At 68.2% G+C, this 24,908-nt stretch carries 22 protein-coding genes; 16 read left to right on the plus strand and 6 right to left on the minus strand.

What is annotated here, in order from left to right; genetic code table 11:
• Positions 1–20: 20 nt before the first annotated feature.
• From ispG to GBRO_RS10515, 3 genes are all read left to right on the plus strand, one after another.
• Positions 21–1,205 carry a flavodoxin-dependent (E)-4-hydroxy-3-methylbut-2-enyl-diphosphate synthase gene (ispG, locus tag GBRO_RS10505; protein WP_012833925.1) on the plus strand — a complete coding sequence of 395 codons (1,185 nt, stop codon included), beginning with the start codon at positions 21–23 and terminating at the stop codon, positions 1,203–1,205.
• Positions 1,206–1,232: 27 nt separating this feature from the next.
• The gene (locus GBRO_RS10510) at positions 1,233–2,069 is read left to right on the plus strand and encodes a GNAT family N-acetyltransferase (RefSeq protein ID WP_012833926.1); all 837 of its coding nucleotides are present in this window, start codon (positions 1,233–1,235) and stop codon (positions 2,067–2,069) included.
• Positions 2,070–2,194: 125 nt separating this feature from the next.
• A complete protein-coding gene (locus GBRO_RS10515; protein ID WP_012833927.1) occupies positions 2,195–4,021 on the plus strand; it encodes a penicillin-binding transpeptidase domain-containing protein in 1,827 nt (608 codons plus the stop codon).
• 12 nt (positions 4,022–4,033) lie between these two features.
• Here GBRO_RS10515 and GBRO_RS10520 read toward each other — a convergent pair whose 3' ends face one another.
• From GBRO_RS10520 to GBRO_RS10530, 3 genes are read right to left on the minus strand one after another with little or no spacing between them, the layout of a single operon-like run.
• Entirely contained in the window at positions 4,034–4,813 is a 780-nt protein-coding gene (locus GBRO_RS10520) for a heme ABC transporter ATP-binding protein (RefSeq protein ID WP_012833928.1), read from the minus strand.
• Positions 4,810–5,910 (minus strand): FecCD family ABC transporter permease, encoded by a 1,101-nt coding sequence (locus tag GBRO_RS10525; RefSeq protein ID WP_012833929.1) that lies wholly within the window; start codon positions 5,908–5,910, stop codon positions 4,810–4,812. Before GBRO_RS10525 ends, GBRO_RS10520 begins: the two co-directional genes overlap by 4 nt.
• Positions 5,907–6,920: a heme/hemin ABC transporter substrate-binding protein gene (locus GBRO_RS10530; protein ID WP_370452951.1), complete on the minus strand. Its 1,014-nt coding sequence runs from the start codon at positions 6,918–6,920 to the stop codon at positions 5,907–5,909. The genes GBRO_RS10525 and GBRO_RS10530 overlap by 4 nt, the downstream gene beginning before the upstream one ends.
• A gap of 122 nt (positions 6,921–7,042) precedes the next feature.
• On the opposite strand from GBRO_RS10530, the gene map reads away from it, so the two are divergent.
• From map to GBRO_RS10555, 5 genes are all read left to right on the plus strand, one after another.
• Entirely contained in the window at positions 7,043–7,906 is an 864-nt protein-coding gene (map, locus tag GBRO_RS10535; RefSeq protein ID WP_012833931.1) for a type I methionyl aminopeptidase, read from the plus strand.
• A gap of 152 nt (positions 7,907–8,058) precedes the next feature.
• Positions 8,059–9,054, plus strand: a complete 996-nt coding sequence (locus GBRO_RS10540) for a hypothetical protein (RefSeq protein ID WP_012833932.1) — start codon at positions 8,059–8,061, stop codon at positions 9,052–9,054.
• A gap of 170 nt (positions 9,055–9,224) precedes the next feature.
• On the plus strand, positions 9,225–9,980 hold the full coding sequence (locus GBRO_RS10545; RefSeq protein ID WP_147290649.1) for a hypothetical protein: 756 nt from the start codon (positions 9,225–9,227) through the stop codon (positions 9,978–9,980).
• A gap of 58 nt (positions 9,981–10,038) precedes the next feature.
• Entirely contained in the window at positions 10,039–11,592 is a 1,554-nt protein-coding gene (locus GBRO_RS10550) for a cobyric acid synthase (RefSeq protein WP_012833934.1), read from the plus strand.
• Between the two features lie 110 nt (positions 11,593–11,702).
• Complete coding sequence (locus GBRO_RS10555; RefSeq protein WP_041920406.1) at positions 11,703–12,506, plus strand: alpha/beta fold hydrolase; 804 nt, start codon at positions 11,703–11,705, stop codon at positions 12,504–12,506.
• A gap of 59 nt (positions 12,507–12,565) precedes the next feature.
• Here GBRO_RS10555 and GBRO_RS10560 read toward each other — a convergent pair whose 3' ends face one another.
• Both GBRO_RS10560 and GBRO_RS10565 read right to left on the minus strand, forming a co-directional pair.
• Entirely contained in the window at positions 12,566–13,960 is a 1,395-nt protein-coding gene (locus GBRO_RS10560) for a mycothione reductase (protein ID WP_012833936.1), read from the minus strand.
• Positions 13,957–15,018: an alpha/beta hydrolase gene (locus tag GBRO_RS10565; RefSeq protein WP_012833937.1), complete on the minus strand. Its 1,062-nt coding sequence runs from the start codon at positions 15,016–15,018 to the stop codon at positions 13,957–13,959. Before GBRO_RS10565 ends, GBRO_RS10560 begins: the two co-directional genes overlap by 4 nt.
• A gap of 154 nt (positions 15,019–15,172) precedes the next feature.
• On the opposite strand from GBRO_RS10565, the gene mqo reads away from it, so the two are divergent.
• Genes mqo through GBRO_RS10605 form a run of 8 tightly spaced genes read left to right on the plus strand, consistent with a single transcriptional unit; the run spans position 15,173 to position 24,031 of the window.
• The gene (gene mqo, locus GBRO_RS10570) at positions 15,173–16,699 is read left to right on the plus strand and encodes a malate dehydrogenase (quinone) (RefSeq protein ID WP_012833938.1); all 1,527 of its coding nucleotides are present in this window, start codon (positions 15,173–15,175) and stop codon (positions 16,697–16,699) included.
• A gap of 48 nt (positions 16,700–16,747) precedes the next feature.
• The gene (locus GBRO_RS10575) at positions 16,748–17,218 is read left to right on the plus strand and encodes a GNAT family N-acetyltransferase (RefSeq protein WP_012833939.1); all 471 of its coding nucleotides are present in this window, start codon (positions 16,748–16,750) and stop codon (positions 17,216–17,218) included.
• Positions 17,215–19,239, plus strand: coding sequence for a VWA domain-containing protein (locus tag GBRO_RS10580; RefSeq protein ID WP_012833940.1), 2,025 nt, complete (start codon positions 17,215–17,217; stop codon positions 19,237–19,239). The genes GBRO_RS10575 and GBRO_RS10580 overlap by 4 nt, the downstream gene beginning before the upstream one ends.
• Positions 19,240–19,275: 36 nt before the next feature.
• Positions 19,276–19,893, plus strand: a complete 618-nt coding sequence (cobO, locus tag GBRO_RS10585) for a cob(I)yrinic acid a,c-diamide adenosyltransferase (RefSeq protein WP_012833941.1) — start codon at positions 19,276–19,278, stop codon at positions 19,891–19,893.
• 22 nt (positions 19,894–19,915) lie between these two features.
• Positions 19,916–21,346 (plus strand): cobyrinate a,c-diamide synthase, encoded by a 1,431-nt coding sequence (locus GBRO_RS10590; RefSeq protein ID WP_012833942.1) that lies wholly within the window; start codon positions 19,916–19,918, stop codon positions 21,344–21,346.
• A gap of 4 nt (positions 21,347–21,350) precedes the next feature.
• Positions 21,351–23,000 (plus strand): GAF domain-containing sensor histidine kinase, encoded by a 1,650-nt coding sequence (locus GBRO_RS10595; RefSeq protein ID WP_012833943.1) that lies wholly within the window; start codon positions 21,351–21,353, stop codon positions 22,998–23,000.
• A gap of 40 nt (positions 23,001–23,040) precedes the next feature.
• Positions 23,041–23,478: a hypothetical protein gene (locus GBRO_RS10600; protein WP_115311812.1), complete on the plus strand. Its 438-nt coding sequence runs from the start codon at positions 23,041–23,043 to the stop codon at positions 23,476–23,478.
• 4 nt (positions 23,479–23,482) lie between these two features.
• Positions 23,483–24,031, plus strand: coding sequence for a DUF6036 family nucleotidyltransferase (locus GBRO_RS10605; protein ID WP_041919849.1), 549 nt, complete (start codon positions 23,483–23,485; stop codon positions 24,029–24,031).
• Between the two features lie 159 nt (positions 24,032–24,190).
• On the opposite strand, the gene GBRO_RS10610 is transcribed toward GBRO_RS10605, so the two are convergent.
• Positions 24,191–24,847, minus strand: a complete 657-nt coding sequence (locus GBRO_RS10610) for a response regulator (protein ID WP_012833946.1) — start codon at positions 24,845–24,847, stop codon at positions 24,191–24,193.
• Between the last annotated feature and the right edge of the window lie 61 nt (positions 24,848–24,908).

A 24,908-nucleotide genomic window follows, 5' to 3' on the forward strand; every position in this document is an offset into this window, starting at 1 on the left:
CAGTCACCCGAGGTGAAACGATGAACGCGCCCACTGATTCCGCAGTCCCGATCGGGCTCGGTATGCCCGCGGGACCGCCGCCGGTCCTGGCGCCGCGCCGCACGACCCGGCAGATCCAGGTCGGCTCCGTCGGTGTCGGGAGTGACCACCCGATCTCGGTGCAGTCGATGACCACCACCAAGACCCACGACATCAATGCGACCCTGCAGCAGATAGCCGAGCTCACCGCGTCCGGCTGTGACATCGTCCGCGTGGCCTGCCCACGCCAGGAGGACGCCGACGCGCTGCCGATCATCGCGAAGAAGTCGAAGATCCCGGTGATCGCCGACATCCACTTCCAGCCGAAGTACATCTTCGCCGCGATCGACGCCGGCTGCGCCGCGGTCCGCGTCAACCCGGGCAACATCAAGGAATTCGACGGACGCGTCAAAGAGGTGGCCAAGGCCGCGGGTGACGCCGGGATTCCGATCCGCATCGGCGTCAACGCCGGTTCGCTCGACAAACGACTCATGCAGAAGTACGGCAAGGCGACCCCGGAGGCGCTCGTCGAATCGGCGCTCTGGGAGGCGAGCCTGTTCGAGGAACACGGCTTCGGCGACATCAAGATCTCGGTGAAGCACAACGATCCGGTGATCATGGTCGAGGCCTACCGCCAGCTGGCCGCGCAGTGCGACTACCCGCTGCACCTCGGGGTGACCGAGGCCGGACCGGCCTTCCAGGGCACCATCAAGTCCTCGGTGGCCTTCGGCGCCCTGCTGAGTCAGGGGATCGGCGACACGATCCGCGTCTCGCTCTCGGCGCCGCCCGCCGAGGAGATCAAGGTCGGCGACGCCATCCTGCAGTCGCTGAACCTGCGGCCCCGCAAACTCGAGATCGTGTCCTGCCCGTCCTGCGGACGCGCTCAGGTGGACGTCTACAAACTCGCCGATGCGGTCACCGCCGGGCTCGAGGGCATGGAGGTCCCGCTGCGTGTCGCCGTGATGGGCTGTGTGGTCAACGGTCCCGGCGAAGCCCGCGAAGCAGACCTCGGAGTCGCCTCCGGAAACGGCAAGGGCCAGATCTTCGTCAAGGGTGAGGTCATCAAAACGGTCCCCGAAGCCGAGATCGTGGAGACATTGATCGAAGAAGCGCTGCGGATCGCGGCCGAATCGGGAGAAACTGGTGACGGGTCGCAGGTCGGGTCACCGGTGGTGACCGTCTCGTAAGACCCCGACGACAGTGAAGGAGCGGTGGTGCTGAAGCTTCTGGGCGACAAGCCGCTCGGTGCGCGTGACGCACCCGTCGTCGATCGTGTCCTGACCACCGACCCGGTGGCGATGTGCATGGTCGCAGCCCGTTTCGAGGTGCACGGCATCACCCCACGCCTTCTCGGTGGCGAACTGTGGACCGCCCACGACCCGACCACCTCGCTGTGCTTCTCGGGGGCCAATCTCATCCCGTTGCTCGGCGCCCCGGGTGACCTCGATTACTTCGCCGACCGTGCGATCGCCGCGCCACGGCTCTGCTCGTCTATCGTCGGGCGAGCCGAGCTGGTCATGCCCATGTGGGACCAGCTCGAACCGGCGTGGGGCCCGGCTCGCGAAGTCCGTTCGGTGCAGCCGTTGCTCGCACTGCCCGGTCCGCCTGAGGTCGCCGCCGATCCGGGCGTGCGGATGGTCACCATCGACGACCTCGATGTCTACCTGCCTGCCGCGATCGACATGTTCATCGGCGAGGTCGGGGTCGATCCGACCGCGGGCGACGGCGGACGGTCCTATCGTCGTCGTCTTACGTCGCTCATCAATGCGCAACGCGTCTTCGCCCGCTTCGACGACGGGCGAGTGGTCTTCAAAGCCGAGATCGGCTCACTGTCGCGGCGGGTCGGGCAGATCCAGGGTGTGTGGGTGGCACCAGACCGGCGCGGTGAGGGACTCGGGATCGCGGGCACCGCAGCGGTGGCGCAAGCGGTGAAGTCGCACGGACGCATCCCGAGCCTGTACGTCAACAGCTTCAACCTGACCGCGCGCGCCGCCTATGAGCGCGTCGGATTCACCGAGGTCGGGACCTTCGCGACGATCCTCGTCGACTGACTGCACGCTGTCCCCGCGAGCCGTGCTCGTCGTGGGTACGGCCGAGACTCGTCGATGCCTCGACCACCCTGCCTTCCGCGTGGCATCCGGGTATCGGCAGCGGCGGGCCATAGGATTCCAGATTGATGTGGCAACAGCGGTGGCGCGGGATACGGGCGGTGAGTGTGGCCGTCTGTGCGCTCGTGGTGCTCGGAATCGCCGGTTGCACAACCGATGAGGACGACGGACCACGTCGCGCCGCTGATCGCTTTCTCAGCGCCTTCGGGGCCCACGACGTTGCCGCTGCCGCGGGAATGACGGACGACCCGCAGACGGCCGCCGCCGCGATGAACAGTGCGTGGGAGGGGTTGGCCGCGCAGTCGATGCAGGCCGATGCCGGGCGGGTGCGGATCACCGGAGACACCGCCGACGTCGACGTCAACTATCACTGGCGCCTGCCACGCGGACGGGACTGGACCTATCCGGCGACCGTGCGGCTCGTCCGCTCCGACAGCGGCTGGGGTGTGCGCTGGATCTCCACTAACATCCATCCGGCACTCGGCGCCGATCAGCGCCTGGAACTGAATATCACCGAACCACCTCGCGCGACGGTCAACGAGGCCGACGGTTCCGAGGTGATGGTCAACGGAACGGTCATCGGGGTCACCTTCGACGCCCATGAGGCAGCCACACAGGGATCGGTCGCCGACTCGGTCACGCGCCTCGTCGACGTGCTGCGCCCGTACGACAGGTCCCTGTCCGCGCAGGTGATCGCCGAGGAATCGACCGCCGAGAACGGGCCGTACCCGATCACCCGGCTCAGTCGCGCCACATTCGATCGGCTACGCGACCAGTTGGCCATCCCCGGCGTGGAACACAACGAACAGGCCGAGCTGGTGGCCCGCGACCCCAGATTCGCGCCCGCTCTGCTCACCCAGGTCAAACGCGTCGTCGACGACGAGGTCGACGGGCGTGTCGGCTGGCGGGTGGCGACGGTGAATCCCAATGGACTCGACGCCGACATCCTCTCCGACCACGCGCCGCAGGCCGCGCCGTCGATCTCGCTGTCGCTGTCGCGTCAGGTGCAGAACGCGGCACAGCGAGCGGTCAACGCCTCTAACCGTTTTCAGATCGCGATGGTCGTCGTCCAACCGTCGACCGGCCGGATTCTGGCGGTCGCGCAGAATTCTGCTGCCGACCGCAACGGGCTGATCGCGACCACCGGTCTCTACCCACCGGGTTCGACCTTCAAGATGGTCACCGCCGCAGCAGCCATCGGTCGTAACCTCGCGCACCCGGACACGATGGTGCCGTGCCCCGGCGAGATCCAGATCGGGCCGCGCCTCATCCCGAACTACGATGCCTTCTCGCTCGGCACCGTGCCGATGCTCACCGCGTTTGCCCAGTCGTGCAACACCACGTTCGCGAAATTGGCCAGCGAGATGGGACCCTCGGATCTCGCCCATACCGCCGCTGCGATGGGCGTGGGTCCGCGGTACGGGATCGCGGGCCTCGAGAACGTGTCCGGCTCCGTACCGATTGCCAACGAACTGGTGGCACGCAGTGAGGACGGATTCGGTCAGGGCAAGGTGCTGGTGAGTCCGCTGGGCCTGTCGCTGGTGGCGGCCACCGTGGCCAACAACGGCAAAGCGCCTGTCCCACAACTGATCCTGGGCAAGCCGACGACGGTGCAGGGTCCCACGGCGCAGCTGGGGCCCGGCGTCGTCGGCCAGTTGCGTCCGATGATGCGCGCGGTGGTGACCAGCGGTACGGGTACGGCGATCGACGGTCTGGGGACCATCTTCGGCAAAACCGGTGAGGCCGAGTTCAACGGCGGGTCGCATGCCTGGTTCGCCGGTTACCGCGGCGACCTGGCGTTCGCGACACTTGTTGTGCGGGGCGGGGATTCGAACAACGCGGTCGGTGTGACGCGGGACTTCTTCAGCTTCCTGCCGCCGGGTTACGCCGCCTGATCGGCGCGCGGCTCATCGGTGCGGCAGGACCACCAGCCGGCCGTCGTGCTCGATCACCTGCACCGGATGATCGTAGGTCTCGGTGAGCAGTGCCGGAGTCATGACCTCCCGGGTGGGTCCGACCGCCAAGAGCCGGCCCTGTTTCATGACGGCGACGCGGTCGGCGTAGGCGGCGGCCAGCGACAGGTCATGCACCACGAGAAGCACCGCGGCGCCCGAATCCCGGTGGGCACACAGGATGTCGAGGACCTGTTCCTGATGGCGGATGTCGAGTGCGGCGGTCGGCTCGTCGAGCATCATCACCGGCGTGTCCTGGGCCACCGCCCGGGCCAGGGACACGCGCGCCTGCTGGCCCCCCGACAGCTGGGAGAACGGCCGGTCGGCGATGTCGGTGAGGTCGCACAGGCGGATGGCCTCGGCGATGATCTCGGGAGAGCGCTGGGCCTGCGGTGTCCGCAGCCACGGGTAGCGGCCCATCTCGACGACCTCGGCGACGGTGAAGGGGGTGTCGGTGCGGTTGTGCTGGGTGACCAGTGACCGGTGGCGGGCCAACTCGCGCACCGGGACCGATGCGAGGTCGTGACCGTCGATCCACACCCGGCCGCGGCGCAGCGCCCGGGTGCCCGAGAGGACCGACAGCAACGTCGATTTTCCGCACCCGTTGGGTCCGACCAGGGCGACCAGCTCACGCGGATGCACTTGCACGGACACCTCGCGGACCACGTCCCGACCGCCCAGTTCCACCGATACGTCCTGGGCCGCGATTCCCGCGGTCGCGGTCTCAGGAGTCACCAGCCCGCTCCGGCGTGGCGGCTGCGGCGCAGCAGGATGAAGAAGACCGGGCCGCCGATCAGTGCCGTGAACACGCCGAGTGGGAGTTCGCCGTCGCCGAGCACGGTGCGCGCTGCGAGGTCGGCCGCGGTGATCACCAGTGCGCCACCGATCACACTGGTGGGCAACAGGATCGAATGCCGCGGTCCGACGATCAGGCGCATCACGTGCGGGACCACCAGGCCGACGAACATGATGATCCCGGCGAAGGCGACTGCGGCCGCGGTCAGGATCGACACCAGGACGATTGCCTGGCGACGCACGAGCTCGACGTTCACGCCCAGCGAGGCGGCCTGGATCTCACCGAGGGCGAGCAGGTCCAGCTTGTGCACCAGCAGCAGTGCGGTCGCGATCCCCGCGACGATCAGCGGCGCCGACACCCAGACCTCGTTCCAGCCCTTGCCGGCCAGCGAACCCAACTGCCAGAACACGATCTGCTCGCGCTGCTCGGAGTTGGCCACCGAGGTGAGGTAGGCGATGATCCCCAGAGCGAAGGCGTTGACGGCAATGCCGGTGAGCACCAGCATGATCGCCGACGACGAGCCGTCCCGCAGGGACAGGATGTAGATCGCGAACGCGGTGAACAGGCCGGACACGAAGGCGGCACCGGCGATCGCCCAGTTCGCCGAGAGGCTGCCGGCACCGGCGCTGGAACCGCCGGTCAGCACGATCATCAGGCAGGCGCCCACCGCGGCACCCGAAGAGACCCCGATGACGCCGGGTTCGGCCAACGGGTTGGCGAGCACTCCCTGTAACAGGCATCCACCGGCGCCGAGCGCCGCGCCGACGAGGAGCCCGAGCACGATGCGTGGGAAACGCACATTCCACAGGGCCGCCTCACCGAGCGGATGGCTGGGCAGCGGTCCCACATCCAGATAGAAGTGGTGCAACAGGGAACCGAGAACCTCCACCGGTGGGATCACGACCTGGCCGGTGCCGGCCGAGATGATCGCCACCAGCGTGGTCGCGGCCACCATGATCGCGACCACGATGACGTTGCGGGTGCGGTGACGGTGCTGCCGGGCCGGTCGCGCGTCGGAGGCGGTGGGGGCGCTCACCGATAGACCGCCCGGGCCAGTGCGGCGAGCACTTCTCCGACGTCCGGGCCGAAGGCGAGGATCTTGGACTGATCCATCTGGACCACCCGCCGGTGGCGTCCGGCGTCGGTCTCGGCGATACCGGGGAGCGCCAGCACGCCATCGGGCCCGCCGACCGTCGCGGCACCCTGGGTCATCACGAGGATGACGTCGGGGTTGGCGGCCAGCATGACCTCGGCGTTCACCTGGGTGAGTGCGTCGGTGATGTGGGCCACCTCGGCGGCGTCGCGCCCGCCGAGCCCGGCGATGAGGTCGTCGGCACCCGAACCGGGTCCCAGCAGGTACAGGATCGACGGCCCGCGAATGTAGATGAACGCCATCACCGGGTCACCGGACGGCGTGGGAACCAGCCGTCGAGCCGCCGCGAGTTGGGCGTCGGTGCGGGCGGCGAGCGCCGCGCCCTGAGGAGCAACTCCCAGACTCGTGGCGACCGACCGGATCAGCGCGTCGTTGGAGGCGAGGTTGCGCGCACTCGGGAAGACGACGACGGTCACGCCGGAGTTGCGGATCTGATCGACGGTGGACTGGGGCACCGTGGCATCGGTGACCAGCAGGATCGTCGGGGCCAGGGCGAGGACCGCCTCGGCGTTCAGGGTGTGACCCCGGTTGGTGACGAGCGGCAGCTCGGCGGCCGAGGGAAAAGCTGTCGACATGTCGCGGCCCACGACATTGGCGCCGAGCCCCAGGGAGAACACGATGGTCCCGAGCGTTCCGTTGAGATCGACCGCGACGATGCGGCTGACGTCGGTGACGGTGACCTTGCCGTAGCGCAGCGAGTCGACGGTCACCGGCAGACGAGGAGGCGGATTCGTGGCGACCGGCTCGACGTCGGAGGAGGGGAGCGTCGCGGTCTGCGGGCCCTCGCGCAGATGCTCCGACGGCGACACCGTGGCGGACTGCTCGATGGGGGTGACAAAGCAGCCGGTGATGGTGAGTGCGATCGCGGCGAGAACGGCCACCACGGACAGCATTCGTGTCAGCTGCCCGATCCGCCTCATGAGTGTCACCTTAGTTCCCGGTGCCGGGCGCCTGGTGGCCGGGAGCTGACCGGTGGGCCCGCTCCGTTCACGACGTGGGAGATAGGCTGGGCAGCATGCCAGTCCGTGCTCCGCTGTCCCCGGGGGTCGTGTCACCGACCCGGCCGGTTCCCGATTCGATCGAACGACCCGAGTACGCGTGGAAGTCCACCGTCAACGAGGGCCACGAACCCTGGGTGCAGACGCCCGAGACCATCGAGAAGGTGCGGATCGCGGGGAAGATCGCGGCCAACGCGCTGGCCGAGGCCGGCAAGGCGGTCGCTCCCGGAGTCACCACCGATGAGCTGGACCGCATCGCCCACGAGTACATGATCGACCACGGCGCCTACCCGTCGACGCTGGGTTACAAGGGCTTTCCGAAGTCGTGCTGCACCTCCTTGAACGAGGTGATCTGCCACGGGATACCGGATTCGACGGTGATCGCCGACGGTGACATCGTCAACATCGACGTCACCGCCTACATCCATGGTGTGCACGGCGACACCAACGCGACCTTCCTCGCCGGTGATGTGTCATCGGAGGCCGCGGATCTGGTCGAACGCACCCGCATCGCCACCGAACGCGCCATCAAGGCGGTCAAACCCGGCCGGGAACTCAACGTCATCGGACGTGTCATCGAGTCCTACGCCAATCGCTTCGGCTACAACGTGGTCCGCGACTTCACCGGTCACGGGATCGGCGAGACCTTCCACAACGGACTCGTGGTGTTGCACTACGACGAACCCAACGTGGACACCGTCATCGAGCCGGGGATGGTCTTCACCATCGAGCCGATGATCAACCTCGGCGGGCTGCCCTGGGAGATGTGGGACGACGGTTGGACCGTCGTCACCGCCGACCGCAGGTGGACGGCGCAGTTCGAGCACACCCTGGTCGTGACCGACGACGGCGCGGAGATCCTCACTCTGCCCGACTCCTGACCGCGTCTGTCGATCGGCAGATCTTGCGTACACAATCCGCTGGTGACGCGCGTATCTGTCGTCCCTGGACGCCTGACGATGCGTAGAGTCACCGCTGATACCGGTCGGCGGAGCGTCGGTCGGGGGTGAACGACGACAGGGAGGATCGGACCGTGGGCAATCCTTACGACCCGAATCAGCAACAGCCGGGCCAGCCCCAGTATCCGGGCCAGCCCCAGTACCCGGGTCAACCCCAGTACCCGGGTCAGCCCCAGTACCCCGGTCAGCCGGGCGGTCAGCCGGACCCGTGGGCGACGCAGGCGGCACAGCCCGGTCAGTACCCACCCGGGCCCCAGCCCGGACAGCCCCAGCCCGGACAGCCCCAGCCCGGACAGTGGGCGGGTCAGCCGGGCGGGCCCGGATACCCGCCACCGCCGGCACCCCGAAAGAGCAAGAAGGCGTGGTGGATCGGCGGTGGTGTCGCGGCCGTCGTGATCGTGGCCGTCATCGCGGTGGTCCTCGCGTTCACGCTTGGCGGCGGTGATGATGACGCGCTTCCGACGCCGACCGCTGCTGCCAAGGACCTGATCCTGCCGGAGGCGGATTTCCCGCAGATCAGCGGTGGCAAGTTCACGCTCAAGTCCGGAGACGACGACAGTTCGACGGCGATCTCGGTGGACAAGCAGGAGTGCAAGGAACTCTTCAAGGACACCGACGACCCCGCGGTCGACAAGGTCACCCGGGAGTTGGAGGCCGACGACAGTTCGGCGGGCACCCTCGACAACGTCACCTACGGCGTCGACCTCAAGAAGGCGAAAGATCCCAGTTACACAACGGATTTCGGGACCATTCTGGAAAAGTGCGGCGATCTGACCCTGACCCTCACCGAGAGCGGTGAGCGACTGCCGGTGCAGGTCCACATGGAACGACTCACGGTGTCCGGTGTCGACGGCGACTACAACGGTGTCGCGATGACCGGGACCTTCGATGTCAGCGGTATCCAGGTGAAGATGCTGATGAACTTCCTGCTCGGCGTCGAGCGTGGGGTGTCGTTTCAGACGACCTACGTTCACCTGACCAACGGGAGCGGCACCGTCGGCGACGAGGTGAACAATAACCTTGTGAACATGTTCAACAAGCAGCGCACCCGCATCTCCTCGGCAGACTGATCAGGGGTTCGTCGCCCATTACCGTGGATCCGCCCGATCCTGTGGGCGGGTTGTGACAGCATCGATGGCGGACGACGATCCGACGAGAGGTCCGCGACATGATGGCACCGAAAAGCATGAATCAGTAACGCGCACCGCGTAACTCGATGAGACGCGCCTCGACGGTGTTCGTGGCTGTCGCCGCTCTCGGTGCGGCGCTGACCCTCGGTGCGTGTGGCGACGACAGTTCGTCGTCGTCGGCGTCGTCGTCGGTGTCGAGCACTCCCTCCGCGGAGACCTCGGCATCCTCGACCTCGACCTCAGCGTCGGTGGCCGCCGTCCCGACGGTGTCCGCGTCGGAACTGGTGTTGCCGGAGGGTGACTTCCCGCAGGTCAGCGGTGGCAAGTTTTCACTCGAGGCCGGCGCCGACAACGACAATGACGACGACGTGGCCGTCGACAAACCGGAATGCCGCGACCTGGTCGCGTCCTCCCACGAAGACGAACGCGGTGTCGATCAGGCCGAGCGCGAACTCGAACTGCCGCAGACCAACGGCACCTCACCGAGCTACAAGGCCAAGGTCAAGAAGCGTATCGATCCCGACTACACGGAGAATTTCGACCGCATCCTGGCAGCCTGCGGTTCGTACACGCTGACCGTGCGTGACGACGGCCGGGACATCCCGGTGCGGATGACGATGGAGCGGCTCTCCCCGGCGGGAGTCGACGGCGCGTTCAACGGAGTGCGCATGGTCGGCACGTTCACCCAGTCCGGCACGGAGATCTCACTGGTGCAGCATCTGCTGCTCGGCGTGGACCGCGGCACCTCCTTCCAGGTGTCCTACGACATCACCAGCACGGGTGGTTCCACCGTCGCCGCGGACGTCGAACGCAACCTCGTCCAGATGTTCAACGCCCAGCGCACGCGGATCACCGCCGCCAACTGAGCGTCCGCTCGTCGCATCCCCTGGCGCGCGGGCCGGTGCGGACCGTACGCTGACCGGCGTGGACGAACTCCGCGGGGCAGTGCTGATCGGTGGCACCAGCAGCGATGCGGGTAAGAGCCTCGTCGTCGCCGGATTGTGCCGTGCACTGGTCCGAGAGGGTGTCCGGGTGGCGCCGTTCAAGGCGCAGAACATGTCGAACAACTCGGTCGTCACACCCGACGGCGGTGAGATCGGTCGTGCCCAGGCGCTGCAGGCCTATGCCTGCGGGCTGGAGCCCTCCACCCGGTTCAACCCGGTGCTCCTCAAACCCGGCGGTGACCGCCGATCCCATGTGGTGCTTCGCGGTCAACCGGCCGGCGACGTCGGCGCCGCCGACTACCTGACCTGGCGGAACCGTCTGCGCGAGCTTGTTGTGGACGAATTCACTTCTCTCCGAGGTGAATACGATGTCGTCGTGGTCGAGGGGGCAGGGTCGGTCGCTGAGATCAACCTCCGCGACAGCGACATCGCCAACCTCGGATTGGCCCAGGGCTGCGGGCTGCCGGTACTGCTGGTCACCGACATCGATCGCGGCGGTTCGCTGGCGCATCTGTTCGGCACCACCGCCATCCTCGACCCCGCAGATCAGGCCCTGATCGCCGGATTCGTGATCAACAAGTTCCGCGGTGACCCGGCCATCCTGCAGCCGGGACTGGACCGGCTGGCCGAACTGACCGGACGACGCACCCTCGGGGTGGTGCCATACGCGACAGACCTGTGGATCGACGCGGAGGATTCGCTGGCCGCTCCGGTGGGGCGGCGGGTGGGACCGGCCCTCGCGGGTTCGGACCGCGACGACGCGGCGCCTTCCGGCTCGGGCCGCCTCACCGTGGCCGCGATCCGGCTGCCGCGGATCTCCAACTCGACCGACGTCGAGGCGCTGGCCTGTGAACCCGGTGTCGACGTCACCTGGGTCGACGACCCGGGCAGCGTGGCGGCAGCCGACCTGGTGGTGGTACCCGGCACGCGTGCCACCGTCGCCGACCTCACCTGGGTACGCGAACTCGGTATCGGGGACGCCCTGGCCGCCCGTGCGCGCCGGGGTGGTCCGATCGTGGCGATCTGCGGCGGCTTCCAGATGCTCGCCCGCACCATCGACGACCCGGTGGAATCCGGTACCGGCCGGGTGGACGGCCTCGGCCTCCTCGACATCGACATCGTCTTCGGAGAGCAGAAGACACTCCGGCAGGTACATGGGACGGTGGGCAGGCGTCGGGTCACCGGATACGAGATCCACCACGGTCAGGTGGTGGACTCGGCCGAACAGTCCTGGATCGATGCCGACGGTGCGGGAGAGGGCGCCGTACGCGGTGCGATTCGCGGCACCCACTGGCATGGATTGCTGGCCAACAACGACTTTCGCCGCGACCTGCTGATCTCGGTGGCCGCTGCGGCGGGTGCATCCGGCTTCCGGCCGGCGCCCGACACGGACGTCGACGCGATCCGCCAGGCACAGGTCGACCTCATCGCCGACCTCCTGACCACACACCTCGACATGGATGCCGTCGCGCAGATCATCAGCGGCCCGCCGGCTGCGATGCCGACCATCGTTCATCGGCTCGTCGGCTCCTGATCGGCTGCCGCCGCCTCGCTCACCGACGAGTCCGGATTGTGCACCCGGTGTCACCGCAGAGCCGGCGTCCGTCACCTATCGTGGGGCGGGTGGAGACAGAACTGCGGTCGGTGACCGTCGGAGACCTCACCTTCGATGTCCGGGTCGGCGGACCGGACCGGGGCCCCTGGGTCCTGTTATTGCACGGCTTCCCGGTCAACGGGAGTTGCTACGACGACGTCGTGCCGCGACTGCACGAATCGGGGCTGCGCACGATCGTGCCCGACCAGCGGGGGTACAGCCCGGGCGCGCGTCCCGAGGGCGTCGAGCCCTACCGGCTCGATCACCTCGTTGCCGACGCCATCGGCATCCTCGATGCGCTCGAGGTGCGCTATGCAATCCTCGTCGGGCATGACTGGGGTGGCATCGTGGCATGGCATCTCGCGGCTCGGCATCCGGACCGTTTCACCGGGCTGGTGGTGGCCTCCACCGGGCACCCGGTGGCCACCCGGGAGGCGTTGGCCAACAGCGATCAGCGTGAACGTTCTTCTTACATCAAGGATTTCGTGACCGACGGCTTCGAGGAGAAGCTCCTCGCCCGCGACGGCGTCCTGCTGCGACGGGCCGGGGTGACGGCCGAGGAGCTCGCACCGCTCACCGAGCCGGGTGCCCTGACCCCGCCGCTCAACTGGTACCGCGCCAACTTCCTCGGCGACATCAAGGCGACCATGTCGTGCCCGCCGGTGGAGATCCCGACGACGATGGTGTGGAGCGACGGCGATCCGGCCCTCGGCCGCGAACAGGCCGTGGGATCGGCGCGCTATGTCTACTCCGACTTCAGGTTCTGTGAGCTGCCCGGGATAGACCACTGGATTCCGCAGAAGGCCTCCGCGGCGTTGGCCAGCGAGATCGCTTTGCGCTCAGCGGTTTTCTGACCAGCACGAACTCGTCGTAGCAGGTCACTCCAGGCGTGACCGGCTACGACGAGTCGCGATCAGATCTCCAGACCCAGCAGGGCGTTCTCGAGAACCTCGGGCATCGCCGGGTGAATCCAGTACTGCCCGCGCGCCATGTCGGTGGCCCGCAGCCCGAAGTGCATCGCCTGGATGACCGGCTGGATGACCGTCGGTGCCTGCGGCCCGATGATATGACACCCCAGCAGCTCTCCGGTGCCGCGCTCGGCGATGATCTTGCAGAATCCGGAGGTGTCCTCCATCGCCCACCCGTAGGCCACGTCGCCGTATGCCTGCACCTTCACGGTGATGTCGCGTCCGGTGTCTCGGGCCTGCGCCTCGGTCATCCCGACGTAGGCGATCTGGGGGTGGGTGAACACCGCCGCCGGTACATACCGGTGATCGAAGCTCACCAGATCTGTTGCGTCCCAACCCTTCAGCAGGTTCTCCTGAACCACCCGCTCTTCGTGATTGGCGACGTGTTTGAGTTGATACGGCGAGCTCACGTCACCCAGCGTCCACACGCCACGGGCCGCGGTGCGGCCGTGCGCGTCGCACACCACGCGACCCTCGGCGTCGAGTTCGATGCCCACCGAGTCGAGATTGAGACGGTCGCCGTTGGGTTCGCGCCCGGTCGCGACCAGCAGCGCATCGGCCTCGAGTTCGGTGCCGTCGTCGAGGGCGAGGCATACCCCACCGCCGGGCCGGTCGGCCGCACCGGACACCTGCGCGTTCAGATGCAGGTCCCAGCGGTCGCCGGCCAGTTCGGTGAACCGCACGGAGACGTCGTCGTCGAGTTTGCGGAGCAACCGGCCGCCCCGCGCGACGATGGACACCCGACTCCCCAGCGCCCCGAAGACGTGCGCGAATTCGGCTGCGATGTAACCGCTTCCGACGATCACGAGGTGCTCGGGCAGTGCCGACAGACGCATCACGTCGTTGTTGGTGTGATAGGTGACATCCGAGTCGGCGATCGCCGACGGCACCGTGGCCCGCGAACCGGCCGCCAGCACCACCTCGCGGGCGAGGACCACGTCGTCGGCCGTCACCAGGCGGTACCGCCCCTGCTCGTCGCGGCCGTCGAACTCGACGTGCGCCGAGTAGACGGTGATGTTGTCGCACCGGTCCTCGCGGTACTCCTTGCCGCCCGCGGACAGCGGGTCGATCCGGCCGAAGACGCGGTCGACGATGGCGGGCCAGTCCACCGAATCGACGTGGGCATGCACCCCGAGACGGGCACTGTGCCGGGCGATCTCGGCGACCTCGGCGGCATAGACAAACATCTTGGTCGGAATGCAGCCGACATTCAGGCAGGTCCCGCCGTAGACACCTTCCTCGAAAATGGCGATCGAGGTGCCGGCGAACCGGTCGTCGGGGATGGAGTTCCCGCTGCCGGAGCCGATGATGGCCAGGTCGACGATCTGTGTCTCGCTCATGCCAGGGCCCCTTCATCCGTGGTGGCACGCTCGGCGCCGTCTCGATCGGTGGTCATCGGCGACGTGGCGCGCAGCCAGGCGGTCACCTCGCGGTAGGCCTGCTCACGGGCGGCCTCGACGGACAGGAACACGTCGTGGCGGGCGTCGGGAATCGGGACGCAACTGATTCGGTTGCCCAGGCAGCCGCACCAGCGTGCGATGTGCCGGACGTCGACCACCACGTCGGCGTTGTCCACCGTGCCGCGCCGGATGGGATCGAAGTAGGTCTTGTCCGACCGCAACACCAGCGACGGCACCCCGACGTCGATCCCGCGATGCAGCCGGGCATGCCCGCGCCGTACCGCGCCGAGGAAACCGAAGGTGACCGGAAAGCCGCCGAGCGGCTTGAGTGAGAGTTCGTAGCTCCATTCACCGTTGCCGCTCTCGTGGATGCTGCGGCCGTAACCGTCGGAGAGCCGGCGGGGGATCACCCGCCGCGGGCACAGCGCGGCGGCGCGAATGATTGCCGACACGATGGGTGTGCGCAGAACCGGATGGCCCTGCAGATCGAACCACGGGCTGTTGAGCACGAGTCCGCAGACATGTGCGTGTCGATGCGGATCGGTTGCCCGCAGGCGATCGAGCCACAGCGGGGCGATGAGCCCGCCGGTCGAGTGCGCGACCACCAGCACCGGGCCACCGGTCTCGGCGACCACCATGTCGAGGGCGGCGCCGAGTTCCTCGTCGTAGGCGCGCAGATCGGTGGTGAAGTGTGGCGTGTGGTGCCCGGCCAGCGAACGGCCGGATTTGCGCAGGTCCAGCGCGTAGAAGGCGTAGCCGTGTGCGTGGAAGTGCTCGGCGAGCGGTTCGTGGAAGAAGTAGTCGGTGAACCCGTGTACGTAGAGCACCGCGCCGTTGCGGGCGGGTTCCGGGCCGGCCTTGCGGACCAGGCTCGCGGTGATCGGATCCTCGTGGTCGGGGTCGTCGGCCAGCGCGATGGTGCGGGTCTCATAGCGGTCGAGCAGGCGGTCCGGACGCCAGTCGGGAGGCGCGGAATTCGTACCCAGTGCGGAGGTCACGGGCTCCACCTTAAACACCCGCGCGCGCCGGGACCGGTGTCGTCCAGCCCACAGTTGTCACGGTCGATTCCGTTCCCGCGGCATCGATGGGGAACAATGAACGTTGAGACGAAAGTCCTCACGCGACGAACGACCTCAGCGAAGTGGAGTCCAGGTGTCGAAAGCGACGATCAAAACGGATGTGGCCCTCGTGGGTGCGGGCATCATGAGCGCCACCCTCGGTGCCCTGATCAAGCAACTCCAGCCGGATTGGACGATCTCGCTGTTCGAGCGTCTCGACGCCGCCGCCGCTGAGTCCAGCGATCCGTGGAACAACGCAGGCACCGGTCACTCGGCGCTGTGTGAACTCAACTACACCCCGCAGACCGCCGACGGTGACGTGAACATCGACAAGGCGATCTCCATCAACGAGCAGTTCCAGGTGTCGCGCCAGTTCTGGGCTCACGCCGTCGACCAGGGCATCCTCGGCAGCCCGAGCGAGTTCATCAATCCGATCCCGCATGTCGCGTTCACCCACGGTGACGCCGGTGTGGAGTACCTGCGCAAACGCTACGACAAGCTGTCGCGGGAAACCCTCTTCGAGGGCATTGAGTTCATCGACGACCCGACCGAATTCACCAACCGCCTGCCGCTGATGTCGGCTGGGCGTGATTTCTCCGATCCGGTCGCGCTCAACTGGTTCACCCAGGGCACCGACGTCGACTTCGGCGCGCTCACCCAGCAGCTGCTGAACTTCGTCGGCCAGGGCGGGGACATCTTCTACGGCCACTCGGTGACCAACCTGTCCAAACAGTCCGACGGCAGTTGGATCGTGAAGGTCAAGAACCGTCGGACCGGCGAGAAACTCAAGGTGCACGCCAAGTTCGTGTTCGTCGGCGCCGGTGGTGGCGCACTCAACCTGCTGCAGCGTTCGGGCATCAAGGAGGCCAAGGGCTTCGGCGGCTTCCCGGTGTCCGGCGAGTTCTTCCGCTGCACCAACCCCGACCTCATCGACGAACACCACGCCAAGGTGTACGGGCAGGCCGCGGTCGGGGCACCGCCGATGTCGGTTCCGCACCTCGACACCCGCGTCATCAACCACAAGCCGGGTCTGCTGTTCGGCCCGTACGCCGGGTGGTCGCCGAAGTTCCTCAAGAGCGGCAAGGTCACCGACCTGCCCGCCTCGATCAAGCCCGGCAACCTGCTGCCGATGGTGTCGATCGCGCCCAAGGAATTCGGTCTCCTCAAATACCTGATCAGCGAACTCGCGGCGACGCGCGCCGATCGCGTGAACACGCTCTCGGAGTTCGTGCCGCGCGCCGACGGCGCCGACTGGGAGATCATCACCGCCGGTCAGCGCGTCCAGGTGATCCGCAAGACCGGTGTCGGCGGCACTCTCGAGTTCGGCACGGCGGTCGTCGCGGCCGCCGACGGCACCATCGCCGGACTGCTCGGCGCATCGCCGGGTGCGTCGACTGCGGTGCCCGCGATGCTGTCGGTGCTCGAGAAGTGTTTCCCCGCGCAGTACGGGGGCTGGTCGTCGAAGTTGTCGACCATGATCCCGTCGTTCGGGCAGAAACTGTCGGGCAACCGTGATCTCTACCGGCAGGTCTGGGACTGGACCAACGCGAGTCTGCAGCTCACCGAGGACAACGTCGCGCCGGCAACGTCGGAGACGCTGGCACCGGCGTCGGCGGGCTGATCCGTCGCGAGATGGGCAATCACCGGCGGGTGTGATAGTGACGACATCATGAGTCATCCCGTAGGGCAGGTGCACCGCGGCTGGACGGCCGACCTCGATCTGGCGACCTTCTACCGCATACTGCGGCTGCGAGTGGACGTTTTTGTCGTCGAGCAATCGTGTCCGTACCCCGAACTCGACGGCCGCGATCTGGAACCGACGACGCGTCAGCTGTGGATCGCCGACGACGACGGTGCCGTGCTGGCCACGCTGCGGCTCCTCGAGGACGGACCGGCGCCCGACGGTGATCCCACGTATCGGATCGGCCGCGTGTGCACCGATCGCGCCCACCGCGGCCAGGGGCAGAGTGCCCGCCTGATCGAGACCGCATTGGCCGAGGTGGGGCGGCGACCCTGCCGGATCGAGGCGCAGACCTACCTGACATCGATGTACGCCCGGTTCGGCTTCGTCGCCGAGGGCGAGGAGTATCTGGAGGACGGAATCCCGCATGTGTCCATGGTTCGGAACCCCCGGTCGTGACGGCGAGAAGCGATGACCGCCCCGGTGATCCGGTGACCGGCGAAGCGCGTTTCCCGTTCAGCGCGGTCGTCGGACAGGACCGGCTCAAGCTGGCGCTCATCCTGTCGGCCATCTCACCGGGGATCGGCGGCGTGCTTATCCGCGGTGAGAAGGGCACCGCGAAGTCGACCATCGTCCGTGGGCTCGGACCCCTGCTGGCCGCAGGCAATGACGAGCACGACGACGGACGCGGCCGGGTCGTCGAGTTGCCCATCGGCGCCACCGAGGACCGGGTGATCGGCTCATTGGATCTGACCTCGGTGCTGCGTGACGGCCGGGCCGAGTTCACCCCCGGTCTGCTCGCCCGGGCCGACGGTGGGGTCCTCTACATCGACGAGGTCAATCTGCTGGCCGACCATCTCGTCGACGTCCTGCTCGACGCCGCGGCCAGCGGGCGAGTGACGATCGAGCGAGAAGGTGTGTCGCACACCCAATCTGCGGTCTTCGTCCTCGTCGGAACCATGAATCCAGAAGAGGGTGAACTGCGTCCGCAGCTGCTGGACCGGTTCGGTCTGGCGGTGGACGTGGCGGCCGGCAAGGACATCGACGAACGGGTCGAGGTGGTTGCGCGGCGGATGGCGTTCGACGCCGACCCGCACGCCTTCGTCGCGGCCCACGCCGACGCCGAACGCGAACTGGCGGCCCGGATCGCGGCCGCGCGTACGGCACTTCCCTCGGTGACGGTGCCGACCTCGGAACTGCGCCGCATCGCCGGCATCTGTGCCCACCTCGTCGTCGACGGACTCCGCGGCGACATCGTCGTCGCACGGACCGCGGCCGCGCACGCCGCCTGGCGTGGGGCCACGAGTGTCGACGAGTCCGACGTCCGCGCCGCCGTGGAACTCGCGTTGCCGCATCGTCGGCGGCGCAACCCCTTCGACGAGTCCGGGCTCACCGACGAACAGCTCGACGACGCCATGAACGCCGGTGCCGAGGCCACCGGCCCGGACGACCCCGGTCCCGACGATCCCAACCCCGACGATCCCAACCCGGACGACCGCGGCCCCGATGACGACGGCCCCGGCGGGGACGGTCTCGATGGTGCAGCCGATGGTCCCGAGCCGTCGCCGAACACCGCGACCGACACCCCTGAACCGCCGGATTCGGCTGCCGGAGAAAATGATTCGTCATCGCAGCCGCAGACCGTGCCGGGCCCGAGGTTCGGCCCCGCCACCACCCCCACCGGTCGGCGCCTGCGGACCCTGCGAGTGGCGGGAGTCGGTGACGGCGAGCCGGGACGACGGTCGCGGGCCCGCAGTCGGCGTGGGCAGACCACCCACGCGATCGACTTCGAACGCGGACGTCCCGTCCATCTGTTCGCCACGGTGCTCGGCGCCGTCGTGCGAGGCGCACAGACGGCCGGGCCCACACCTGCGTTGACCGGCACGCTCGTCACCGAGGACGACCTGCGCGCCGCGCAACGCATCGGTCAGGAGTCCAATCTTGTTGTCTTCGTTGTCGATCTGAGTGGATCGATGACAGCCCGACGACGTCTCGCCGCGGTCTCCGAACTGTGCGTCGACCTGCTCCGTGACTCCTACACCCGACGTGACCGCGTCGCCGTCGTCGTCGCGCGCGGCTCGCGGGCATCCCTTGTGGTGCCGCCCACCAAGTCGGTCGACATCGCCGTCCGGTGCCTTGCCGACGTCCGGACCGGCGGCCGGACGCCGCTCGCCGAGGGGCTGCTGGCGGCAGCCGAGGTCATCGAGCGGTCGCGGCGCAGCGAGCCCGACCGGCGTCCGCTGCTGGTGGTGCTCACCGACGGTCGCGCGACCGCCGGGGCGGACGCCGCCGGCCGGGCGCGGCGCGCGGCGGGCCACATCGCCCGGCGCGGCGTGGACAGCGTCGTGGTCGATTGCGAGCAGGGGATGGTGCGTCTGGGAATGGCGGCGCAGCTGGCGGCGCACCTGTCCGCCGATCTCGTTGCCATCGACGACCTCTCGCTCTCGGCCCTGGCCCACCGATCCCGACCCGCCGCCTGACCGGCGCGATCAGTCACACCACAAGGGAGACACACTGTGCCGCAAGGCGTTCCGACAACCGTTCCGGACGACGGCCTGACCACCCGGCAGCGCCGCAACATGCCGGTCCTCGCTGTGCACACCGGTGAGGGCAAGGGCAAGTCGACGGCGGCCTTCGGGATGGCGATGCGTGCCTGGAACGCGGGTCTGCGGGTGGCGGTCTTCCAGTTCGTGAAGAGCGCCAAGTGGAAGGTGGGCGAGGAATCGGCGCTGCAGGCCCTCGGCGAGGTCCACGAGACCACCGGCCGCGGCGGACCGGTCGAATGGCACAAGATGGGGCAGGGCTGGTCGTGGTTGCGCTCCAACACCGAGCACGCCGAGGATCACGCGACCGCCGCCCGGGCCGGATGGTCGGAGATCGCGCGGCGCCTCGCCGCCGAGCAGCACGACTTCTACGTCCTCGACGAGTTCACCTATCCGCTGGACTGGGGGTGGGTGGACACCGCCGAGGTGATCGACACCCTGGCCGGCCGGCCCGGCCGTCAGCACGTGATCATCACCGGACGCCGCGCCCCGCAGGCCCTGACCGACGCCGCCGACCTTGTCACCGAGATGCGCAAGGTCCGTCACCCCATGGATGCCGGGCGCAAGGGACAGAAGGGGATCGAATGGTAACCGCGACGGTGGTACCGGCGCCGTGGTAGCCGCCCCCGCCGTGGTCATCGCCGCGCCCTCCTCGGGCAGCGGGAAGACGACGGTGACCACCGGCCTGATCGGCGCACTGCGTGCCGCCGGGCATCGCGTCGCGCCGTTCAAGGTCGGACCCGACTACATCGACCCCGGATATCATGCCGTCGCCGCCGGCCGGGTGGGCCGCAACCTCGACTCCAATCTCGTCGGCGCCGAACAGATTCCGGCCCTGTTCGCGGCCGGATCGGCCGGCGCCGACATCGCCGTCGTCGAGGGGGTGATGGGCCTGTTCGACGGCCGGATCACCGACGACGCCGATGCCGACTCGCTGGGTACCGGGTCCACCGCCCACGTGGCGACGCTGATCGGTGCCCCGGTGATCCTGGTGGTCGATGCCGCCGGACACAGTCAGTCGCTGGCCGCGGTGCTGCATGGATTCCTGGGCTACGAGCCGTCGGTCCGCATCGCCGGGGTCGTCCTCAACCGGGTCGGATCACCGCGACACGAGCAGGTGCTGCGACAGGCGTGCGCGCGGGTGGGGGTGCCCGTCTTCGGCGTCCTGCGCCGCGATCCGTCGTTGGCCGTGCCGTCCCGGCACCTCGGATTGATCCCGGCGGCCGAACGCACCACGGAGGCCGTCCTCGCCGTCGACGCGATGACCGCCGGGGTGGGGGCCGCGCTCGATCTGCCGGCCATCGTTGCGGCCGCCTCGAGCAGCACTCGGCGGATGGCGCCCGCGTGGTCGGCATCCGACGCTCTGAACGCGCAGGGCCCACCACCTGAGAACCGGCCGCTGATCGCGGTTGCCGCGGGCGCCGCGTTCACCTTCGGCTACGCCGAGCACACCGAGATGCTGCGCGCCGCAGGCGCCGACGTCGTCGAGTTCGATCCGCTCGCAGATCGTCTACCCGTCGGATGTGCCGGCGTGGTGATCGGCGGCGGATTCCCGGAGGAACATGCAGAAGCCCTGTCCGCCAACGATTCCCTGCGTCGTGATCTGCGTGAGCTGACGACCCGTGGCGGCCCCGTACATGCCGAGTGCGCCGGCCTGCTCTACCTGGCCGCCCGCCTCGACGGACATCCGATGAGCGGTGTCCTCGACGTCGACGGACACTTCGGGCCGACTCTCACCCTCGGTTACCGGGACGCGGTCGCGGTGACCGACTCGGTGTTGTACCGGTCGGGCGATCGGGTCACCGGTCACGAGTTCCATCGCAGCCAGGTGACCGCGCGGGCGGCGAGCCTGCCGCCGGCCTGGGGGTGGTCGGGAGCCGACGGGCGGCCGTCGGTGCACGGCGTGGCAACGGGGTCGGTGCACGCCTCCTACCTTCACGTCCATCCGGTCGCGGTGCCCGCGGCCATTCGGCGGTTCGTGCACCGTGCTGCGCAGACCGCGTCGATCGTCGCGCCCGGCGGCGACGCCGAGACGGTGAGGTGACGCCATGCGGGACAGCGGTTTACGTGATGCTCTGGACGCGGTTGCAAGGCACGGAGCCGACGACCCGAGCCTGATGCGCGACCTACTCGAGGCCGTCCTGGTGGTCGGGCAGGGACTCGATCTCGACGATGCGCTGCAACGGATCGTCGAGGTGGCCGTCGGGGTGGTCGATGCGCGCTATGGTGCGCTCGGTGTCCGCGGACCCGACGGCGACCTGCGCGCCTTCGTCTACACCGGCATCACCCCCGCGCAGCGGGCGCAGATGGGTCACCTGCCGGTCGGGCGCGGCGTGCTCGGGGTGTTGATGGACGATCCGCATATTCTCCGGATCCCGGACCTCGCACAGCATCCCGCCTCCGTCGGCTTCCCGCCGAACCACCCGCCGATGACCACGTTCCTGGGCGCTCCGGTCATCATCCGCGGGTCCATCTTCGGACGGCTGTACCTGACCGAGAAGCGATCGGCGGACGCGTTCACCGAACTCGACGAGACGCTGATCGCCGTGCTGGCCGTCGCCGCCGGCATCGCGGTGGACAACTCGCAACTCTTCGAGCGGGCCCGCACCCGGCACCGCTGGATGCAGGTGGTGGCCCGGCGGGGTTCGGAACCACTCGCCGGTATCGCCTTGTCCGACACCATGTCCCGGCTCTGTGACGACGTGGCCGAACTCGTCGGCGCGGTGGATGTGTTCATCGTCACCGACGAGGGGGGCACGGCGCAGATCCGGGGACACACCGGCGCGGCGACCGACCCGGAGACCTTCGACAGCCCGACGGTGACCTCGCTGACGGTACAACCCGCGGGGGAGATCTCACCGTCGCTGGTGCGCCGCGGTGCGCTGTGGACCACCGTGCAGCCGCTGCAACGGGCCGCCGGGGCGTTCGGCTGGATACTGATCACCCACCGCGATCGGCCGCACTGGGAGCCCGAGGAGATGGCGGGTCTCGCGGGTGTGGCCGAGGTGGCCTCGCTGGCCGTCGTCTACGCCGAGCAGCAGCAGGTGGCCCGCGACTTGGAAGTCCTGGAGGACCGGCACCGAATCGCCCGCGACCTGCACGACCACGTGATCCAGAGATTGTTCGCCGTCGGCATGTCGGTGCAGACGCTGCTGGCCCACGCCGCGGCCGGAACCGCCCCCGACCCCGATCAGGTCAACGAACGACTCGAACAGATCTCGACCGATCTCGACCGCACGATCGCGCAGATCCGGACGTCGATCTTCGACCTGCAGACCATTCCCGGACAGCACGACACCTCGACCCTGCGCCGCCGCGTCCTCGACATCGTCTCCGAACTGTCGGTGCACGCACCGATCTCGCCGAGCGTGTCCTTCGACGGGCCGGTGGACACCGTGGTCCCCGAATCGCTGGGCCCGCACATCGATGCCGTGCTGCGCGAAGGACTGAGCAACGCGCTGCGCCACGCGCACGCCGAACACATCGGGGTGTCGGTGAGCGCCGACGACGTCCTGACCGTCGAGATCACCGACGACGGTGTGGGTATCGGCACCGACGTCACCTACCGCGGGCTGGACAACCTGACCCGCCGCGCCGACGAGTGCGACGGGAACTTCACCGTCGTGACCACCCCGCGGCGCGCCCGCCACCCCGGCGGGACCACGCTGACGTGGTCGGTGCCGCTGGCGGCCGGTTGATCGCGCGATGGGCGTGATCACAACCACTTATGCTGGTGACATGAGTGTTTCGGCGCCGGGCGACACGACAACTCTCGCACGACGAGGGTGGACCTCGTATGCGCTCTTCGCGAAACTCTTTGTCGAGCGAGCCGAGATCGGCGACGACCCGTCGTTGGCGGTCCGTGTACTACGTGAAGTGGTCCGGGCAGCCCGAGCCCTGGATGCGCAGGCGGAGATCGACGCCTTTCATGCCGAGCCCCCGACCACCGGATCGGACGGGTGGGACGCCTTGCTCGCCGGTGTCGCCGTGCTGACCGGCGCCGGGCGGACGACCCCGGGAGTGCTGGACTGGTGCGACGCCCCAGGCCGGTGGTGCGTCGAACTCTTCGATCCCCTCGACTCCGGCAAGTACTTCCTGCTGGAGATGCTGCGAACGCCGGCGCCGATCCGCGAGCGCAATGTCGTGCTGGCAGCGGGCAATCTGCTAGGGGTGTGAGGACATGGTCGACGTGGTCCTCACCGCCGATGACATCGAAAAGCTGCTGACCGCGCTCGAGTCCGCACTTCGGCGAAAAGGGAGTGAGGGCCGCATCTTCATCGTCGGCGGTGCGGCGATGGTGCTGGCTTACAACGCGGGTCGTTCGACAGGCGACATCGACGGGGTCATGCAGCCGCGGGAGGTGGTGCTCGATGCGGCGCGTGAGGTTGCCGCGACGTATGGCCTGCCCCAGAACTGGCTGTCCGACGGGGTCCTCCAGATGCACATGCCCCCGCGTGCGGACGACCATCCGCTGTCGCGGCGCATCGGTCCTGCACTGACGATCGAGATCGCCTCGGCCGAGTACGTACTCGCCATGAAGGCGATGTCGACCAGATTGTCCGACGGTGACCTGAAGGACGCCGCACGGCTGTGTGCCATGCTGGGCTTCACCGACGAGGCGGAGATCGAGGCAGTCATCCGGCGCTACTATGGTTCAGCGGATGTCTTTGGGGCACAAGAGCTCTGGTTTGAGCGAATCATCGCGGCCGCCGCAGAAGGCGATTTCTAGTGTCCCGTGTTGGAGATTCGTTTGCGCGAGTCCGGCGATCCAGGTGGATGCATCGCAAGGCGGCGGAGGACGCAGCTACTGGTTGTACCTGCGACGACGCCAACGCAGCGAGGCGCCGCCTGGGCGTCGGAATCGTCAACGAATTTCCAACACGGGACACTAGGGCGTCTTCCCGTCGCGCAGCTTCGTCGCCATCACCGCGACCTGAGTGCGCCGCTGCATGTCCAGCTTGGCCAGGATGCGTGATACATAATTCTTGATCGTCTTCTCCGCCAAGAACATTCGCTCGGCGATCTGCCGGTTGGTCATGCCCTCGCCGATGAGGTTGAAGACCTCGCGCTCCTGACTCGTGAGTTCGGCGAGCGGGTCGGGCCGGTCCTTGCCGTCGCGGAGCTTGGCCAGCAGGGCGGCCGTACTCCGGTCGTCGAGCAGCGAACCGCCGCGTCCCACCGTGCGCACCGCGGCCACCAGGTTGTGGCCGAGGATCTGTTTGAGCACGAACCCGGAGGCGCCGGCCAGGACCGCGGCGAGCAGTGCGTCGTCGTCGGCGTAGCTGGTCAGCATCAGGCAGTGGATGGACGGATTGGCGGCGCGGACGTCACGGCACAGCTCGACACCGTTCCCGTCGGGCAGACGGACGTCGAGGACGGCCACATCGGGTGTGGTGGCGCTGATACCGACCTTCGCCTCGCGCACCGACGCGGCCTCGCCCACGACCTCGATGTCACCGGCCGTACCGAGCAGATCGCGTAGCCCGCGGCGGACCAGCTCGTGATCGTCGACGAGGAAGGCGCGCACGGGCGTATCGGCTGACATATCTCGAAAATACCCGAGGAGCCTGCGCGATTCGCGACGTCGGTCCCGGCGCATTCGGGAC

It is taken from the genome of Gordonia bronchialis DSM 43247 (assembly GCF_000024785.1).
GTDB classification, from domain to species: domain Bacteria; phylum Actinomycetota; class Actinomycetes; order Mycobacteriales; family Mycobacteriaceae; genus Gordonia; species Gordonia bronchialis.